Annotated in this window: 12 protein-coding genes and 1 riboswitch; of the genes, 11 read left to right on the top strand and 1 reads right to left on the bottom strand. The window is 69.8% G+C overall.

Annotation, left to right across the window (positions count from 1 at the left end):
• Positions 1–259: 259 nt before the first annotated feature.
• From ileS to AC069H_RS30595, 9 genes are all read left to right on the top strand, one after another.
• Positions 260–3,421 (top strand): isoleucine--tRNA ligase, encoded by a 3,162-nt coding sequence (gene ileS / locus AC069H_RS30635; protein WP_478227157.1) that lies wholly within the window; start codon positions 260–262, stop codon positions 3,419–3,421.
• Between the two features lie 208 nt (positions 3,422–3,629).
• Positions 3,630–5,234, top strand: coding sequence for a penicillin-binding transpeptidase domain-containing protein (locus tag AC069H_RS30630; protein ID WP_478234641.1), 1,605 nt, complete (start codon positions 3,630–3,632; stop codon positions 5,232–5,234).
• Positions 5,235–5,277: 43 nt separating this feature from the next.
• Positions 5,278–5,961, top strand: a complete 684-nt coding sequence (locus tag AC069H_RS30625; RefSeq protein WP_478234640.1) for an ArsR/SmtB family transcription factor — start codon at positions 5,278–5,280, stop codon at positions 5,959–5,961.
• A 112-nt stretch (positions 5,962–6,073) separates the two neighbouring features.
• Entirely contained in the window at positions 6,074–7,552 is a 1,479-nt protein-coding gene (locus AC069H_RS30620; RefSeq protein WP_478234639.1) for a potassium/proton antiporter, read from the top strand.
• 131 nt (positions 7,553–7,683) lie between these two features.
• Entirely contained in the window at positions 7,684–8,367 is a 684-nt protein-coding gene (locus AC069H_RS30615; protein ID WP_478234638.1) for a M23 family metallopeptidase, read from the top strand.
• A 128-nt stretch (positions 8,368–8,495) separates the two neighbouring features.
• Positions 8,496–8,610: riboswitch (SAM riboswitch) on the top strand.
• 32 nt (positions 8,611–8,642) lie between these two features.
• Positions 8,643–10,007: an aminotransferase class V-fold PLP-dependent enzyme gene (locus tag AC069H_RS30610; RefSeq protein WP_478234637.1), complete on the top strand. Its 1,365-nt coding sequence runs from the start codon at positions 8,643–8,645 to the stop codon at positions 10,005–10,007.
• A gap of 19 nt (positions 10,008–10,026) precedes the next feature.
• Positions 10,027–10,662, top strand: a complete 636-nt coding sequence (locus tag AC069H_RS30605) for a hypothetical protein (protein WP_478234636.1) — start codon at positions 10,027–10,029, stop codon at positions 10,660–10,662.
• Positions 10,663–10,686: 24 nt separating this feature from the next.
• Positions 10,687–11,250: a signal peptidase II gene (gene lspA / locus AC069H_RS30600; protein WP_034319164.1), complete on the top strand. Its 564-nt coding sequence runs from the start codon at positions 10,687–10,689 to the stop codon at positions 11,248–11,250.
• On the top strand, positions 11,247–12,173 hold the full coding sequence (locus tag AC069H_RS30595; protein ID WP_340687722.1) for an RluA family pseudouridine synthase: 927 nt from the start codon (positions 11,247–11,249) through the stop codon (positions 12,171–12,173). Before lspA ends, AC069H_RS30595 begins: the two co-directional genes overlap by 4 nt.
• A 102-nt stretch (positions 12,174–12,275) precedes the next feature.
• Here the strand turns inward: AC069H_RS30595 and AC069H_RS30590 are convergent, their stop codons facing one another.
• Positions 12,276–13,259: an AsnC family protein gene (locus AC069H_RS30590; protein ID WP_340687723.1), complete on the bottom strand. Its 984-nt coding sequence runs from the start codon at positions 13,257–13,259 to the stop codon at positions 12,276–12,278.
• A gap of 136 nt (positions 13,260–13,395) precedes the next feature.
• Between AC069H_RS30590 and AC069H_RS30585 the strand changes: the two genes are divergently transcribed.
• Positions 13,396–16,707, top strand: a complete 3,312-nt coding sequence (locus AC069H_RS30585; RefSeq protein WP_478234635.1) for a DUF885 domain-containing protein — start codon at positions 13,396–13,398, stop codon at positions 16,705–16,707.
• 80 nt (positions 16,708–16,787) lie between these two features.
• Positions 16,788–17,828: an LLM class F420-dependent oxidoreductase gene (locus AC069H_RS30580; protein ID WP_478234634.1), complete on the top strand. Its 1,041-nt coding sequence runs from the start codon at positions 16,788–16,790 to the stop codon at positions 17,826–17,828.
• The last annotated feature ends 69 nt before the right edge of the window (positions 17,829–17,897 follow it).

The following is a 17,897-nucleotide window of genomic DNA, read 5'->3' as shown; positions in this document are numbered from 1 at the left end:
CGCTACCCTTGAATCAACTGGCACCGATCCGGCCATCACCGGGGAGCCTCCGGAAGAACAGGGCCCGTGTCCTCAACAGACGAGCCCTCAGTAGAACCGGACGGGTACGGCCCGTCACAGCCGTCGAATGAGCGGCCCAGCCGGAACACCACCGGCCGGGCAAGCGGGGTGGTACCGCGGAACGCGCCGGAAACGGCCGTCTCGTCCCCGTGTGGGCGCGAGCCCGTACGAGAGAGACGAACCGCGAGGAGCACCGAAGATGTATCCCAAGGCACAGATGGACGGCGAGACCGGCGTCCCGTCCCAGCCTTCGTTCCCCGAGTCGGAAAAGCGCGTCCTCGCGTACTGGGAAGCCGATCGGACCTTCCAGGCTTCGATCGACGCCCGCGACCCCGGCGTCAACGGTTCGAACGAGTACGTCTTCTACGACGGCCCGCCGTTCGCCAACGGTCTCCCGCACTACGGTCACCTGCTCACCGGGTACGTGAAGGACCTGGTTCCCCGTTACCAGACCATGAAGGGCAAGCGCGTCGAGCGCCGCTTCGGCTGGGACACCCACGGCCTGCCCGCCGAACTCGAGGCCATGCGCCAGCTCGGGATCACCGAGAAGTCCGAGATCGACGCGATGGGCATCGACGTCTTCAACGAGGCGTGCCGCGAGTCCGTGCTGCGCTACACCGGCGAATGGCAGGACTACGTCACCCGCCAGGCCCGCTGGGTCGACTTCGGCAACGACTACAAGACGCTCGACCTGTCCTACATGGAGTCGGTCATCTGGGCGTTCAAGCAGCTGTGGGACAAGGGCCTGGTCTACGAGGGCTACCGCGTCCTGCCCTACTGCTGGCGCGACGAGACCCCGCTGTCCAACCACGAGCTCCGCATGGACGACGACGTCTACGCCAGCCGCCAGGACCCGGCCGTCACGGTCGGTTTCCGCTTGGAGGGCAATGACAACGAGCTCGACGGCACCTACCTCCTGATCTGGACCACGACCCCGTGGACGCTGCCGTCCAACCTTGCGACCGCGGTGCACCCGGACGTGCGGTACGTCGTGGTGGAAAGCGACGGCAAGCGGTTCCTGCTCGCCGAAGCGCGCGTCGCCTCGTACGCCCGCGAGCTCGGTGAAGAGCCGACCGTCGTCGGGCACTACACCGGCACCGAACTGCTCGGAACCCGTTACGCCCCACCGTTCCCGTACTTCACCGGACACGAGAACGCGCACCGCGTGCTGTCCGCGGACTACGTCACCACCGAGGACGGCACCGGTGTCGTCCACATCGCGCCCGCCTATGGTGAAGAGGACAAGGTCGTCACCGACGCGGCCGGCATCGTGCCGGTCACCCCGGTGGACGCGCAGGGCAAGTTCGACGCGACCGTCTCGGACTACGCGGGCCAGCAGGTGTTCGACGCCAACCCGAACATCATCAAGGATCTCAAGAACGGCACCGGTTCCGCCGGCCGTCAGGGCGCGGTCCTGCTGCGCCACGAGACCTACGAGCACCCGTACCCGCACTGCTGGCGCTGCCGCAATCCGCTGATCTACCGCGCCGTCTCGTCGTGGTTCGTCGCGGTGACCGAGTTCAAGGACCGGATGGTCGAGCTGAACCAGCAGATCACCTGGTACCCGGAGAACGTCAAGGACGGCCAGTTCGGCAAGTGGCTGGAGAACGCCCGCGACTGGTCGGTCTCCCGCAACCGGTACTTCGGCACGCCGATCCCGGTGTGGCAGTCGGACGACCCGGCGTACCCGCGCACGGACGTCTACGGCTCGCTCGACGAGATCGAGCGCGACTTCGGCGTGCGGCTGGAGAACCTGCACCGGCCGTTCATCGACGAGCTGACCCGGCCCAACCCGGACGACCCGACCGGGAAGTCCACCATGCGCCGGATCGAGGACGTGCTGGACGTCTGGTTCGATTCGGGTTCGATGCCCTACGCGCAGGTGCACTACCCGTTCGAGAACACCGAGTGGTTCGAGCACCACTACCCGGGTGACTTCATCGTCGAGTACATCGGCCAGACCCGCGGCTGGTTCTACGTCCTGCACGTGCTGGCGACCGCGTTGTTCGACCGGCCGGCGTTCCGCACCTGCATCTCGCACGGGATCGTGCTCGGCTCGGACGGCCAGAAGATGTCCAAGTCGCTGCGCAACTACCCGGACGTCAACGAGGTCTTCGACCGCGACGGTTCCGACGCGATGCGCTGGTACCTGATGGCGAGCCCGATCCTGCGCGGCGGGAACCTGGTCGTCACCGACAAGGGCATCCGCGACGCCGTCCGCCAGGCCGTGCTGCCGCTGTGGAACTCGTACTACTTCCTCGCGCTCTACGCGAACGCCGAGGGTGTGGAAGGCCAGTGGCGCACGGATTCGAAGCACATCCTCGACCGGTACGTGCTGGCGAAGACGCACGAGCTGGTGACCGATGTCGAGCACGCGCTCGACACCTACGACGTCGCCGGTGCCTGCTCGACCGTTCGTGACTTCCTCGAGGTGCTGACGAACTGGTACGTGCGCCGGTCGCGCGACCGGTTCTGGGCGGGCGAGCAGGACGCGATCGACACCCTGCACACCGTGCTGGAGGTGACGTCGCGGGTGGTGGCACCGCTGCTGCCGCTGACCACCGAGGTCGTCTGGCGCGGGCTGACCGGCGGCCGTTCGGTGCACCTGACCGACTGGCCGAACGCGCTCGACCTGCCCGCCGACGCGGCGCTGGTGACGGCGATGGACCGGGTGCGCCAGGTGGCGTCTTCGGCGCTCTCGCTGCGGAAGTCGAACAAGCTGCGGGTGCGGCTTCCGCTGGCCAAGCTGGTCGTCGCCGCGCACGAGGCCGACTCGCTGCGCGACTTCACCGACATCCTGCGCGACGAGGTCAACGTCAAGTCCGTCGAGCTGACCACGGATGTCGCCGCGCACGGCGGTTTCGAGGTCGCGGTGAACGCCCGCGCCGCCGGGCCGCGGCTGGGCAAGGACGTCCAGACGGTGATCAAGGCCGTCAAGGCCGGTGAGTGGACGACCTCGGAGAGCGGCGCCGTCGTGGCCGCCGGGATCGAGCTCGTCGAAGGCGAGTACGACCGGCGTCTGGTCGCCAAGGGCGGCGGCGCGGCCGCGGAACTGCCCGGCGGCGCCGGACTGGTGCTGCTCGACACCGAGGTGACCGACGAACTGGCGGCCGAAGGCCTCGCCCGTGACCTGGTCCGGGTCGTGCAGCAGGCCCGCCGTGACGCCGGGCTCGACGTCGCCGACCGGATCGCGCTGACGGTCGACGCGCCGGAAGAGGTGGTCACGGCCGCGAAGACGCACGAGGAGTTCATCGCTTCGGAGACGTTGGCGACTTCGGTCGCCTACGGCGATGTCGCCGACGGCTCGGCCGGGACGGTCGGGGAGGGCACCAAGGTGACCGTGGCGGTCGCCAAGGCCTGACTCTCGCAAGTGACATGAAAGGCCCCTTCATTGCTAATTTTGCGATGAAGGGGCCTTTCATTGCAGTCGTGAGGTCCCGATCACCGGGATCACGAAAAGGATTCGGTATAGCCGCTTTCCCGCCGGAAGCGCGCCTTGCGCGGGGGAAATCGGCAGGCTGGCGCCCGGGGGCGCGCGAGGGGCGCGCCGTATGGGGGAGAGCGAATCCATGAGTCCTGCCCGGAAAAGAGGGATCCTGATCGGCGCCGCGCTGGCGGTCGTCGCCATCGTGGTGGCCGCGGTGGTGCTGCTGGTCAAGGAGGACCGGGCGCCTGCGGCCGCCGTCGGCCCGGGGGAGTCCACCGCGAACACGCAGGACAGCCCGGCGCAGGTCGCCGGCCGGTTCCTGCGGTTGTTCGACATGGGTGACCTGACCACCGCCCCGGTCGACGATCCAGCGGCGGCCACGACAGCCCTGACGGGTACGCGCAACACGCTCAACGGGGCGTCCGTCAAGACGTCTCTCGGCGAGGTCCCGACGACGCCGGGTGACGCGCCCTCGACGTCGGCCACCTTCCACGCCGCGTGGACGTTCGCCGGCGGCAGCGTCTGGAAATACGAAGGCAAGCTTGACCTGGTGCGCAACGCCGGGAAATGGGTCGTCCGCTGGGCGATGTCGGTGATCCACCCGAAGCTCGAAGCCGGGCAGCGGCTCGCCGTCGCCCCGGTTTCGGCCAAACCGGTCGTGGCCGACCGCGACGGCAAGGCCCTCGTCGGCGGCGACGCGGCGGGCGTCGCGCCGATCCTGCAGGGGGCCTTGGCCAAGGTCGCCTCCGAGCAGAACGGCGGCAGCGGAACCCCGGCCACCGTCACCGTGTCGCGCGTCGACGCCTCCGGGAAGCCGGTCGAAACGCTCTTCGGGCAGACCGCCGAGACCGGCAAACCGTTGACCTCGACCTTGAGCGTGGCTTCTCAGGCAGCCGCCCAGAAAGCCGTCGACGGCTTCGGAGGGCCGGCGATCATCGTCGCGATGAAGACTTCGGGCGAACTCCTGGCGGTCGCGCAGAACGGCGCGGCCGGGAACCGGCCGGATGCGCTCAACGGCCTGTACTCGCCGGGTTCGGCTTTCAAGATCGCCACGGCGACCGCGGCGTTGCAGCAGGGCGGGGTCACCGCCGACTCCCCGTTGGCCTGCCCGGGCAGTGAGCAGATCGGGACCCGCACGCTCAAGAACGACAACGGGTTCGACCTGGGGACCGTCCCGCTGAAGACGGCGTTCGCCGCGTCGTGCAACACGACCTTCGGGCGACTCGCCAAGCAGCTGCCCGCGGACGGACTCGCGAGGGCCGCAAGCCAGTTCGGCCTCAACGCCGACTTCGAGATCCCCGGACTCGCCACGGAGACCGGGAGGGTGGAGCCGTCCGGCAGCGGTGACGAGCAGGTCGAAGCCGGGATCGGGCAGGGCAGGGTGCAGGTCAGCCCGCTGGGCGCGGCGCTCATGGCCGCGACGGTCGCCACGGGGAAGCCGGTGGTCCCGAAGCTGTGGCAGGGCCTGGAGACCAAGGTCAACGTCGGCTACCAGGCCCCGCCGGCCGGGGTGTTGAACCAGGTCCGCGCGATGATGCGTGAGGTCTGCACGACTGGGACCGCGAAGGCGCTGAAGGGCAGCGGAGCGGTCTTCGGCAAGACGGGGACGGCGCAGTTCGGGTCGGGCGCGGACGCCAACGGCTGGTTCGTCGGCTATCGCGGGGACGTCGCTTTCGCCGTCATGCTCGAAGGTTCCAACGACTCCAAACCCGCGGTGCAGCTGGCGGCGAAGTTCCTGGCAGGCTGACGCTTCGGCGGTCGCCGAACCGTGGGTCTTCTACGGTGGACGCATGGAGACGATCGCCCTGGCCGAGGTCGCGGCCGTGCTCGCCGATCCGAGCCGCGCGTCGATGTGCCTCGCGCTGCTCGACGGGCGTGCCTGGACGGTGACCGAGCTGGCGGGCGCGGCCGAAGTGGCCGCGTCGACGGCGAGCGAGCACGTGAAGAAGCTGACCGAGGCAGGCTTCGTCGTGCGGGTCAAGCAGGGGAGGCACAGTTACGTCCGGATAGCCGGCCCCCGGGTGGCGGAACTGATCGAGCATCTGGCGCAGCACGCCGAGCATCGGCCGGTGAAGGGGCTGCGGTCGTCCGTGCGGGTGAAGCGGCTCGGGTTCGCCAGGACCTGCTACGACCACCTCGCCGGAACGGTCGGCGTCGCGCTGCGGGACGGGATGCTCGCCACTGGGCTGATCGACGACGCCGGCGGCCTGACGCTGACCGATCGCGGCCGCGAGGTGCTCGGCGCACTCGGGGTGGAGATCGACGGCGGCCGCCGCCCGATGCTGCGTGACTGTCTGGATTGGACGGTCCGGCGTGATCATTTGGCGGGCCGGGCCCCCGCGGCGTTACTGTCTCACGGAGTGAGCGCCGGCTGGTTGTCCCGTGAGGGCGACCGCGCGGTGAAAGTCCTGCCCGCGGCGGAAGAACCGTTCGCGGAACTCGGCGTCGACCTGGTGGCCCTGCGCAGTCCGTAATGGACAGTCTGTAACACAGGCTGTCCGGACGGATTTCGGCCGGTACACGGACGAGTGACGAGCACCGCCTCACTATTCTGGAGCCCTCACGGCGACCGGAACGGGAGGCGACATGGAGCAACTCCCGCTCATTCTCGGCACCGGCGGGGCCGTGCTGCTCGTCGCCGTGATCGCCGTCCGGGTGTCGATCCGGGTCGGCCTTCCTTCGCTGCTGTTGTACCTGGGCATGGGGGTCCTGCTCGGCGAAGCCGGGTTCGGCATCCAGTACGACAACCCCGAGCTGACCCAGTCGCTCGGCCTCGCCGCGCTGGTGATGATCCTGTCCGAAGGTGGCCTCACCACCAGGTGGTCGGCCGTGAAACCCTCGCTGGGCATCGGAATCGCACTGTCCACAGTGGCCGTGGTGGTGAGCATCGCGGTCACCGGCGCCGCCCTGCACTGGTTACTGGGCCTGGACTGGCGGATGGCGTTGTTGTGGGGCGCGGTACTCGCCTCGACCGACGCCGCCGCGGTCTTCTCGGTGCTGAGATCCGCGGGGATCGGCAAGCGGCTCGTCGGCGCGCTGGAGATCGAGTCGGGGATCAACGACGCCCCGGCCTACATCGCCGTCGTCGTCCTCGCCGAGGGGACGACCATCGACTGGTCGCTGCCGCTGCTGGTGGTCTACGAACTCGCCGCCGGGCTGGTGATCGGCCTGGCCTTCGGCTGGGGCGGGGCGTTCGCGCTGCGCCGGGCGGCGCTTCCCGCCACCGGTCTGTACCCGCTGGCCACGGTCGCGGTGTGCGTCGTGGCGTACTCGAGCGGGCAGCTCGCCCACGCGTCGGGCCTGCTCGCCACCTACGTGGCGGCCCTGGTGCTGGGGAACTCGAAGCTGCCGCACCGGTCGGACACGCTGTCCTTCGCCGAAGGGCTCGGCTGGCTCGCGCAGATCGGCCTGTTCGTGCTGCTCGGCCTGTTCGCCTCGCCGAGCAGGATCTTCGAAAGCCTGGTCCAGGGCCTGGTCGCGGGTGCGGTCGTGCTACTGCTCGCCCGCCCGCTGTCGGTGCTGCTGTCGGCGCTGCCGTTCAAGATCCCCTGGCGAGAACAGGTGTTCCTGTCCTGGGCCGGGCTGCGCGGTGCGGTCCCGATCGTGCTCGCGCTGATCCCGCTGTCGTCCGGGGTGCCGGGCGCGCAGCAGCTGGTCGACGCGGTGTTCGTGCTGGTCATCGTGCTGACACTGCTCCAAGGGGCGACGCTGACCCCGCTCGCGAGAATCCTCGGGCTGGCCCAGCACGCCGAGGCGCACGAGATCGACGTCGACTCCGCGCCGCTCGACGAGATGGGCGCGGAACTCCTGCAGGTCCGGATCCACGCGGGATCGAAGATGCACGGCGTGTACCTGGCCGAACTGCGGCTGCCGGTGGGGGCGACGATCAGCCTCCTCGTCCGAGACGGCTCCGGCTTCACGCCGAACAAGAACACCAGGCTCCAGGAACGCGACCAGTTACTCGTCGTGACGACCGCCGAAGCCCGTGACGCGGCCGAACGACGCCTTCGGGCCGTCGACCGCGCCGGCCGCCTCGCCAGGTGGAAGGGCGAATCCGGCCAGTAGGTCACGAACCGGCACCAGCTGTTCGTCGGTTGATCTCAGAAAATTCTTCCCTTTCGTACTTCCTTTGAATTACTTTCCCCGCAACTGACTCCATCGAATGGGTGAGTGTCACGGGGTAAGGAGTACGCAAGGTGACGAAACTTCCTGTGTGGTTCGCCGGTCTGGGGGCCGCTGTGGCGCTCGTCGGAGTGGTTCTCGCCGCCCCGACTGCGACGGCGGCCGGGGCCTTTCCCGCGTTCGGGCTCCCCTTCGACACGGGCCAGTCGGTCTACTCGGCGGGGATCCACTCGGACAACGGGACGTCCGGAGTGAAGAACGCCATCGACTTCAGCCCCGGGGACAAGACCGTTCGCGCCCCGCTGGCGGGCACGGTCCGGATCCAGCACTGCTCCGGTGGCGACTGGGTGACCGTCGACCACGACGGCGGCTGGCGGACCGGGTACTACCACCTGGAGAACATCGCGGTCACCGACGGCCAGAAGGTCGCCCCCGGCGACGCACTCGGCCGGACCGGTAACGCGCTGCCCTGTGGTGGCAGCAGCACCGGCGCCCATGTGCACTTCACCCTGTGGACCCTGCCCACGGCGGCCGCGCAGGGCGGCGACTCGCGCGACTTCGGGGTCGGCGCGGGCAACTGGAACGGCCTGTCCTACGACGAGGTCTCGACCAAGGTCGCCGAGGCCTACGGCGAAGCCGTCGACGGCAAGACCTTCGGCGGCTGGCGGTTCACCGCGGGCACCGATCAGTACTCCGGCACAGCGACTGAGGTCTCCTCCCGCGCGACCGTCCCGCTGCCCGGCCGATTCCGGGTCTGACCGGCCGTTGCCCGGCGCGGCGCGGCGCCGGGCAGCGGTTCTTCCCGCTTGCGGAGCACGTGAGCGGCGTCTCAAGATGCGGACGAGGGCTGGCTCGATCGCCCGCCCATCCGCTAACTTCGTTCCTAGGTCACGAGTGTCAGCGTCAAGCCCCGGCTAGCTGACCGGCAACCCTCCTACCGCGGTGGGGTGCCCCGGGTGAGGACCTGGCTCGTCGCGTGGTGCGACGGGCAAGCGCGGGATCCTCGTCGGGTCCCCTGACCCGGAGGATGACGATGACTCTCGCACTCGAACGCACCAGCGCTCCCGCTGAAGTCGCTGAAACCGTTGCCACGCACCAAAACCCGACGGTCGCGTGCGCCGATCTGCGGGTCCCGCTGGTCACCGGCGGCGACATCGGCTACGCCAACCTCGATCACGCGGCGAGCGCCCCCTGCCTGGACAAGGTGCGTGCCGCGGTCGACGAATTCCTGCCCTGGTACGCCAGTGTGCACCGCGGCGCCGGGTTCGCCTCGCAGGTCTCGACCAAGCTTTACGAGCGCACGCGCGGAATCCTGCGCGGCTTCGTCGACGCGCGGTCGACCGACACCGTCGTGTTCACCCGCAACACCACCGATTCCTTCAACCTTCTCGCGCGCAGCCTGCCGAAGCACACGTCGGTCGTCGTGTTCGACACCGAGCATCACGCCGCGCTGCTGCCGTGGAAGGGACCGAACGTCCGCCGGATCGAAACCCCTCGGACCCGCCTCGCCGCGGTGTCCGCCGTGGACGAAGCGCTCGCGGACTGCCCGCAGGGCCCGCGCCTGGTGGTGCTCACCGGAGCGTCCAACGTGACCGGGGAACTGTTGCCGGTCAAGGAGATCGCGGCCGTCGCGCGGCGGCACGGCGCCCGGATCGCGCTCGACGCGGCGCAGCTCGCGCCGCACCGCAAGATCTCGATCCGCGATCTCGACGTCGACTACGTCGCGCTGTCGGGGCACAAGCTGTACGCGCCTTTCGGTGCCGGCGCGCTGATCGGCCGCGCCGACTGGCTGCGCGCGGCTCAGCCGTACCTCGCCGGTGGCGGCGCGACGAAGCTTGTCACCCGTGACTCCGAAAACCTCGGCGTGGTCTGGAATTCCGGCGCCGAGCGGCACGAAGCCGGTTCGCCCAACACTGTCGGCGTCTACGCGCTCGGTGTCGCCTGCGAGACCCTGGCCGCGAACTGGGACGGGATCGTCGCCCACGAGGAGGAACTGCTGGCGCGGCTGCGTCGCGGCCTCGCCGCCGTCCCCGGTTTCGCCGAACTGCGGCTGTTCGACGCGCCGGTCGACCGGGTCGGCACGCTCAGCTTCGTCGTCGACGGCTTCGACCCGGGCTGGCTCGCCGCGGTGCTGTCCGCGGAGTACGGCATCGGCGTGCGGGACGGCGCGTTCTGCGCGCACGTGGCGACGAAGCGGCTGATCGCCGTGGCCGGTGCGACGGGGCAGCAGGCCGTGCGGGTCAGCCTCGGCCTCGGCAGCACCACCGAGCACGTGGACCGGATCGTCCTGGCGCTGCGCCAGATCGTCGCCCGTGGCGCGCGCTGGCAGTACGAGAAGCCGGAGGGCCGCTGGGTGCCGGAGAACGATCCGCGCGAACTTCCCCCGTTCTGCGCCTGACCCACTATCCTCTCCCCGCATGGGGAACGAGCGACCGCGTTACTGGTTTCCGCTGGCGTTGCTGGGTTTCGCTCAGCTGATCGTGGTGGCCTTCGGCGGGATGTGGTCCGGGGGCTGGTTCGCCTACGCGCCCGCCGGTGAACAGCAGTTCCTGACCCAGAATCTTTACGGTGTCGGTGATGGTGGGGTTTTCGGATCCTTGCGCGGGGTCGAGATGAGCCGCGAGACCGCCGCCGCGCTGGACACGTCGTTCGACATCGCCGGCCGGAACGACGACTGGCTGTTCGCCGTCCTCGTGGTCTACCTCGGCACGGTGCTGTTCTACGCCATCCGGACAAAGACCATGCGCTGGTGGAAGGTCGCCGCGATCGCGCTCGGCGGACTGGTCGCCATCGTGCTGGCGGATCTGGTCGGCTACTGGGAATTCGATCTCGACGGTGACACCCGGAGCGCGATCCTGCTGACGCTGGGCCTCGTCGGGCTCGCCTGGCTGGAGCGCAGCGTGCTGGTGCTGGTCGTGGCCGCGGCGTTCGTGCTCTGCGCGGTCGTGCTCGCGCAGGGACAGCTCGCGCTGGTGCTTTCGTCGCTGGTCGTGCTCGCCGGGGCGTTCGCGGCCCTGCTGAGCAGGCCGAAGACGGCCGCCGAGGAGTCCTGAACACGCTCAGTGGACAATGGGGCTGTGAGTACTGAGCCCGAAACGGCGCCACCGTCGCCACCGCTGCCCAAGAAGCGCGTCGCCGTGGTGTTCGCCGTCGCCGCGGTGCTGTGGGGGATCGACCTCCTCACCAAGCAGATCGCCGTGTCCACGCTGGAGGGCAAGCAGCCGGTCGAGTTCCTCGGCGGGCTCGTGTACTTCCAGCTGGTGCGCAACCCCGGTGCCGCCTTCTCGATGGCGACCGGGCTGACCTGGGTGCTCGCGCTGGTCGCGATCGCCGTCGTGATCGCCATCGTCTGGCTGTCCCGGCGGCTGCGCTCGGTCGGCTGGGCCATCGGCCTCGGCCTGGTGCTGGCGGGCGCGCTCGGCAACCTGACCGACCGGATCTTCCGCGCGCCCGGCCCGCTGCAAGGGCACGTGGTCGACATGATCTCCGCGTTCGCGCCGAACGGGCAGGGCTGGGCGATCTTCAACGTCGCCGACTCGGCGATCTGCGTCGGCGGCGTGCTCATCGTGATCCTTTCCTTGCTGGGCAAGGACTACGATGGAACGTCTACAAAGGACAAAAAGAAGGCGGCGAGCGAATGAGCGCGCGGATGTTGCCCGTTCCCGACGGGCTCGACGGCATGCGCGTCGACGCGGGGCTGGCGAAACTACTGGGACTTTCCCGCACGGTCGTGGCGGAGCTGGCCGAATCCGGTGAGATCCTCCTCGACGGCAGGCCCGCCGGGAAATCGGACCGGCTGACCGCCGGCGGACTGCTCGAAGTGACGCTGCCCGATCCGGCCTCGGCCGTCGAGGTCGTCGCGGAACCCGTCGAAGGCATGAAGATCCTGCACGACGATGACGACATCGTGGTGATCTCAAAGCCGGTCGGTGTCGCCGTGCACCCGAGCCCCGGCTGGGCCGGGCCGACCGTCGTCGGCGGGCTCGCCGCCGCCGGGCTGCGCATCGCGACCTCGGGCGCCGCCGAACGCCAGGGCGTCGTGCACCGGCTGGACGCCGGCACCACCGGCGTCATGGTCGTGGCGAAGAGCGAGCACGCGTACACCGTGCTGAAGCGGGCGTTCAAGGAACGCACCGTCGACAAGGGCTACCACGCCATCGTGCAGGGCCACCCGGACCCGACACGCGGCACCATCGACGCGCCGATCGACCGGCACCCCCGGCACGACTACAAGTTCGCCGTCGTCCAGGGTGGGCGGCCCAGCGTCACGCACTACGAGGTCGTCGAGGCCTTCCGCGCCGCGTCGCTGGCCCAGATCAAACTGGAGACCGGGCGCACGCACCAGATCCGCGTGCACTTCTCGGCGCTCAAGCACCCGTGCGTCGGCGACCTGACCTACGGTGCCGACCCGGTGCTGGCGCGCAAGCTCGGGCTCTCCCGGCAGTGGCTGCACGCGAAGACGCTCGGCTTCGCCCACCCGGCCGACGGGCGCTGGGTCGAGTTCGAGTCGGAGTACCCGGACGACCTGGCCAACGCGCTGCGGATCCTGCAGGACGAGAACTAGGCGCGAGTCTCCTGTCCGTGAAGGCCTCCTTCCCTACCTTGAGAGTAGGCAAGGAGGCCTTCACGGACCACAAGTCACGAAGGCACCGGGAGCCGTCGCGAGCTAATCGTCGATCGACCAGGTCAGCGTGCGCTCGTCCGGCTCGGGCCGCGGTGACCAGCGCACGGCGACCACGCGCGTCGAGTCCGGCAGCACGTAGACGGTGTGCCCGCCCAGGGTCTCCCCGGGCCGGACGCCGATCTTGTGCGGCGGCCGCGACGTCAGCGAGACCGGCGCCTTCGCGATCGGCTTGCCGTCCGCGGTGAGCAGTTCGAGGTAGTTGTCCGGGAGCGACACGAACGGGATGTTCCCGCGGTTGGTGATCTCGGTGTGCACCACGACCGACCGTTCCCCGGCTTCCAGCGAGTAGCCCGCGGCGCTGAACAGGTAGTCCGCCGGGTCCTGGACCTCGAGCAGCTGGACGGTGAGCTGCTCGCCCTCCAGGCCCTGGGTCTCCATCACGTCACCGGTCCGGCCCTTCTTGCCCTCCGGGGCGGGCTGCGGCGTGACCTGCTGTTCGTCGCCGCGTGCCCAGGACGCGGTCTGCGGGACGCCCCAGGTGCTCATCACCGGGTCGGCGGGCGCCATCGGGGGTGGCGCGAACTGCTGCTGCGGCGGGGCGGGCGGTCGCGGAGGCGGCGCCATCGGCTGGCGTACCGGGGCCGAAGGCGGGCCGGGGTAGCGGCCCGACGGCGTGCCGTGCACGTTGTACGCGCCCGACGGCGTCCCCTGGACGTTGTACGGCCCGGAGGGGGTGCCCTGGACGTTGTGCGGTCCCGAATGCCCCGGCGGACGCTGGGGCTGCGGAGGTTGCTGGGGCTGCTGAGCCCAGGAAGGCGGCGCGCTCGCGATGGCGGCCCGTAACCCGTTCGGGTCGCTCTCCACGCCCACGAGCAGCGGCAACCCGCTGCCGGAGAGGGCGACCAGGCGGTACGCGACCTCGCGCGGGTCCATCCCGACCTTGGCCGCGAGTTCGTGTACGGCCGCCTTGCCCAGGTCCGCGAGGGCGGCGAGCAGGCGGATGTCCACGGGATCGGTCACGGCCACGTCCGGGAACGCTACCGTCTCGCTCCCGGCGCCGCGGGGAGAGGCCGTCCGAGTGCGGCAAAACCCGGCTTCGGTAGTACGCGGTCTCCATTAGGGTCGGGGATACCGCCTCCATCGACCTCTGGGGAAAGAAAACATGAGCGAAGTCTCCGCCCTCGCCGACGAGTTCGTCGAAGCCCTCTTCGACGCCGAGCCGGTCATGCCCGCTTTGCAGGGCTTCCGTCCGGAATCGACCGGGCTCAGCGATCTCAGCGAGGCCGCGGGGGACGCCTTCCGCGCGCGGCTGGCCGGGTTGGCCGAGCGGGCCGAGGCACTCGCCTCCGACGGTTTGAGCGCGGAGGAGAAGACCACCCGTGACGTCCTGATCGCGATGGCGCGGGCGAGGATCGCGCTGCTGGACTCCCGGTTCGTCGAGTTCACCGTCAGTGACCTGTTCATCTCGCCCGCCGCCGAGGTGCTCACCGTGCTGCCGATGATGTCGGTCGGGACGGGCGCGCAGGCCGAGGCGCACCTCGGGCGGATCGCCGCGATCCCGGAGTACCTGCGGCAGGCCGCGCAGCGGCACCGTGACGGCGTCGCCCGCGGGCTGGTCCCGGTCGCGTACCTCGTCGACGCCGCCGTCGCGTACCTCGACCGGCACCTCGCCGAGCCCTCGGCCGATCCGCTGCTGCGCCAGCCCGCGCCCGACGACGACTTCGAGACCCGCCGCGCCGCCCTGCTGCGTGACGTCGTCCGGCCCGCGATCGCGGAGTACCGCGAGGTGCTCGCGAAGGAGATCGCGCCGCACGGCCGTCCCGAGGACAAGCCCGGCGTCTGCTGGCTGCCCGACGGCGAGCGAATCTACGCCCTGCTCGCCGAGATGCACACGACGACCGACCGCACCCCGCGTGAGCTGCACCAGACCGGGCTCGACGTGATCGCGGGCCTCGCCGACGAGTACCGCGAGTACGGCTCGCGGGTCTTCGGCACCAGCGACCTCCAGGAGATCTTCACCAAGCTCCGCTCCGACCCGGCTCTGCGCTGGTCCGGTGCCGACGAGATGCTCGACTCCGCCCGCGCGGCCATCACCAGGGCCGAGGCCGAGGCGCCGAAGTGGTTCGGCCGGATCCCGCCGCAGCCGTGGACGGTCGAGCCGGTTCCCGCCGAATCCGCGCCCGGCGCGCCCGCCGCGTACTACATGTGGCCCGCGGTCGACGGCTCCCGGCCCGGCATCTACTTCGCCAACACCCACAAGGCGGAGGAGCGGTTCCGGCACGCGGCGGAGGCGACGGCGTTCCACGAGGCCATTCCCGGCCACCACTTCCAGCTGAGCCTCGCGCAGGGACTCACCGAACTCCCGCTGCTGCGCCGAATCGGCGACTTCACCGCGTACGCCGAGGGCTGGGGCCTGTACACCGAGCGCCTCGCCGACGAGATGGGCCTGTACTCCGACGACGTCGCGAAGCTCGGCATGCTGACCATGGATTCGATGCGCGCCGGACGGCTGGTCGTCGACACCGGGCTGCACGCGCTGGGCTGGAGCCGCCGCCAGGCGATCGACTTCCTCACCGAGAACACGCCGATGGCGCCGGTGGAGATCGAGTCCGAAGTGGACCGGTACATCGCCTTCCCCGGCCAGGCGCTGTCGTACATGGTGGGACGGCTGGAGATCCAGCGCATCCGTGCCGAGGCCGAGCTGACACTGGGCAGCCGGTTCGACATCAAGGCCTTCCACGACGTCGTGCTCGGCGGCGGTGCGCTGCCGCTCTCGGTGCTGGACGGCGTGGTCCGCGACTGGGTCGCCGGCCACGGCGACACCCCGAACGGTCTCGCCGACGAGCTGATGGAGCTCAAGTTCGAGGAGCTTCCGCTGTGGCGCTCGCTGCTCGGGCTCCCCGGCGACGAAGGCGCGCTGCCCGATCCGAGCGCGGAGGCCGCGGCCGCGCAGCGCGCGACGGCGGTCGCCATCGCCGAGCGCGCCGAAGCCCTAGACACCGAAGGGCTTTCCCCCACCGAGGTGGTCACCCGCGAGGTCGTGATCCAGCAGGCGAAGGCGATGGTCGACGTCCTCGATTCGCGGGCCGCGGAGTTCTCGGTCAGCGATGGGCTGGCGTCGCCCGCGCTGTTCATGCTCAACGAACTCTCGGTGCTGTCGCTGAACGACGAGGAAAAGGTCCGCGGCTACCTGAAGCGGCTGGAAGGCATGGGCGCCTATCTCGACGCCCTGATCGTGCGCCAGCGCGCGGCGGCGGCCGACGGGCTGGTCCCGCCCGGCTTCCTCGTCGAAGGCGGGATCGCCTACGTGGAGCGTTATCTCGGTGACGAGGCGGGGGATCCGCTGGCGCTCACCGCGTCCGTTTCCGTGGAGGGCTACGAAACCGAACGTGACCGGCTGCTGGCCGAGGTCGTCCGGCCCGCTTACACGCGGTACCGCGACTTCCTCGCCGACGAGCTGCGTCCCGTGGCGAAGCCCGAAACCGAGCCGGGTCTCTGCGCGCTCCCTGGCGGGCAGGAGAAGTACGCCGCGCTGATCCGGGCGCATACATCCACCGAGCGCAGCGCGCGGGAGCTGCACGACACCGGCCTCGACATGATCGCGAAACTGGCCGACCAGTATCGCGAGCTGGGCGAGAAGATCTTCGGTACCAAGGATCTCGACGCGATCTTCGAGCGGCTGCGCACCGACCCTGCCCTGCGCTGGCGGGACGGTGAAGAACTGCTCGACGCCGCGCGTGACGCCATCACCCGCGCCGAAGCCGTCGCCCCGCAGTGGTTCTCGACCGTGCCCGAGGAGCGGTGCCAGGTCGAGCCGGTCCCGCCGGCCGAGGCGCCCGGCGGCACGCTGGCGTACTACATCGAGGCGTCGCTCGACGGCTCGCGGCCGGGCACCTACTACGCGAACACCCACGAGGCCGAGCAGCGCCCGAAGCACACGAGCGAGGCGATCGCCTTCCACGAAGCCGTTCCGGGGCACCACTTCCAGATCTGCATCGCGCACAAGCTCAAGGGCCTGCCGATGTTGCGCGGGCACGCGGACGTCAACGCCTACGTCGAGGGCTGGGGGCTCTACTCGGAGCGCCTCGCCGACGAGATGGGCCTGTACTCCAGCGACCTGACCAGGTTCGGCATGCTCACCCAGGATTCGATGCGCGCCGGGCGGCTCGTCGTCGACACCGGGATGCACGCGCTCGGCTGGAGCCGTCAGCAGGCCGTCGACTACCTGGCCGAGAACACGCCCATGGCGAGGGTGGAGATCGAGGCCGAGATCGACCGCTACGCCGCCGTTCCCGGGCAGGCGCTGTCGTACATGGTCGGGCGGCTCGAGATCGAGCGGATCCGTGCCGAGGCCGAGGCCGCGCTGGGCGACCGGTTCGACATCAAGGGCTTCCACGAGGTCGTGCTGAGCAACGGGATCCTCCCGCTGCGGGTGCTGGACGACGTGGTGAAGGCCTGGGTGGCCGCGCAGTGAGCCGGGACACAGGCGAAAGGCGGCGTCCCGGCGCATACTGTCGCTAAGCGAGCGCTCAGTAACCTACGAGGGAGATGCCGATGAGGATCGGGACCGCGATCAGCTACGCCGGTGGTTTCGCCGACAGCGTGGCGGACATCGTCGAGCTGGAGAAGGCCGGGCTGGACATCGTCTTCGTTCCCGAGGCCTACTCGTTCGACGCGGTCAGCCAGCTCGGCTACGTCGCGGCGAAGACCGAACGGGTCCAGATCGCCTCGGGCATCTTCCAGATCTACACGCGGACGCCGACGCTGACCGCGATGACCGCCGCCGGGCTCGACTTCGTGTCCGACGGCCGGTTCACGCTCGGCATCGGCGCGTCGGGTCCGCAGGTCATCGAGGGTTTCCACGGCGTGAAGTACGACGCGCCGCTCGGCAGGACCCGCGAGATCATCGACATCTGCCGTCAGGTGTGGCGGCGGGAGAAGGTGGTGCACTCCGGCACGCACTACTCGATCCCGCTGCCACCCGAGCAGGGCACCGGCCTCGGCAAGCCGCTGAAGCTGATCAACCACCCGGTGCGCGAGCGGATCCCGATCCTGCTGGCCTCGATCGGCCCGAAGAACGTCGCGCTCACCGCCGAACTCGCCGAGGGCTGGGAGCCGATCTTCTTCCACCCCGAGAAGGCCGCCGAGGTCTGGGGCGCGTCGCTGGCCGAGGGCAAGGCGAAGCGTGACCCGTCGCTGGGCGAGCTGGACACCTTCGTCGGCGCCGCGCTGGCGATCGGTGACGACGTCGAAGGGCTGCTGGACCACCTGCGCGGCATGCTGGCGCTCTACATCGGCGGCATGGGTGCGCGCGGCAAGAACTTCTACAACAGTCTCGCTCAGCGGTACGGCTACGAGGCCGAAGCGAAGCTCATCCAGGACCGCTACCTGGACGGCAAGAAGGACGAGGCCGCCGCGGCGGTGCCGAAGGAACTGATCAGGGCGATCTCGCTGATCGGGCCGGAGGGCTACGTCAAGGAGCGCCTCGCCGCCTTCCGTGAGGCCGGCGCGACCACGTTGGTGGTCAACCCGATGCTGCCCGGCCGGGAGGCGCGCGTGGCGCAGGTTTCGAAGCTGCGCGAACTGGTCGGCTAGGCACGCGGCGGGGAGGCGAACCTCTCATCTGTATCGATCCGGTATACTTGACCTGCGCTGGCGTACCCC

It is taken from the genome of Amycolatopsis sp. NPDC043887 (assembly GCF_056435665.1).
Note: the sequence above shows the minus strand (reverse complement) of the source record. Positions and strands in the feature narration are given on the sequence as shown.

What these genes read in the sequence shown, in the direction of transcription:
- AC069H_RS30605 (WP_478234636.1), top strand. Translation starts at nt 10,027, where the DNA reads ATGGGGAACGAGCGACCGCGTTACTGGTTTCCGCTGGCGTTGCTGGGT.
- AC069H_RS30580 (WP_478234634.1), top strand. Translation starts at nt 16,788, where the DNA reads ATGAGGATCGGGACCGCGATCAGCTACGCCGGTGGTTTCGCCGACAGC.
- AC069H_RS30595 (WP_340687722.1), top strand. Translation starts at nt 11,247, where the DNA reads ATGAGCGCGCGGATGTTGCCCGTTCCCGACGGGCTCGACGGCATGCGC.
- AC069H_RS30585 (WP_478234635.1), top strand. Translation starts at nt 13,396, where the DNA reads ATGAGCGAAGTCTCCGCCCTCGCCGACGAGTTCGTCGAAGCCCTCTTC.
- AC069H_RS30625 (WP_478234640.1), top strand. Translation starts at nt 5,278, where the DNA reads ATGGAGACGATCGCCCTGGCCGAGGTCGCGGCCGTGCTCGCCGATCCG.
- AC069H_RS30620 (WP_478234639.1), top strand. Translation starts at nt 6,074, where the DNA reads ATGGAGCAACTCCCGCTCATTCTCGGCACCGGCGGGGCCGTGCTGCTC.
- AC069H_RS30610 (WP_478234637.1), top strand. Translation starts at nt 8,643, where the DNA reads ATGACTCTCGCACTCGAACGCACCAGCGCTCCCGCTGAAGTCGCTGAA.
- AC069H_RS30630 (WP_478234641.1), top strand. Translation starts at nt 3,630, where the DNA reads ATGAGTCCTGCCCGGAAAAGAGGGATCCTGATCGGCGCCGCGCTGGCG.
- ileS (WP_478227157.1), top strand. Translation starts at nt 260, where the DNA reads ATGTATCCCAAGGCACAGATGGACGGCGAGACCGGCGTCCCGTCCCAG.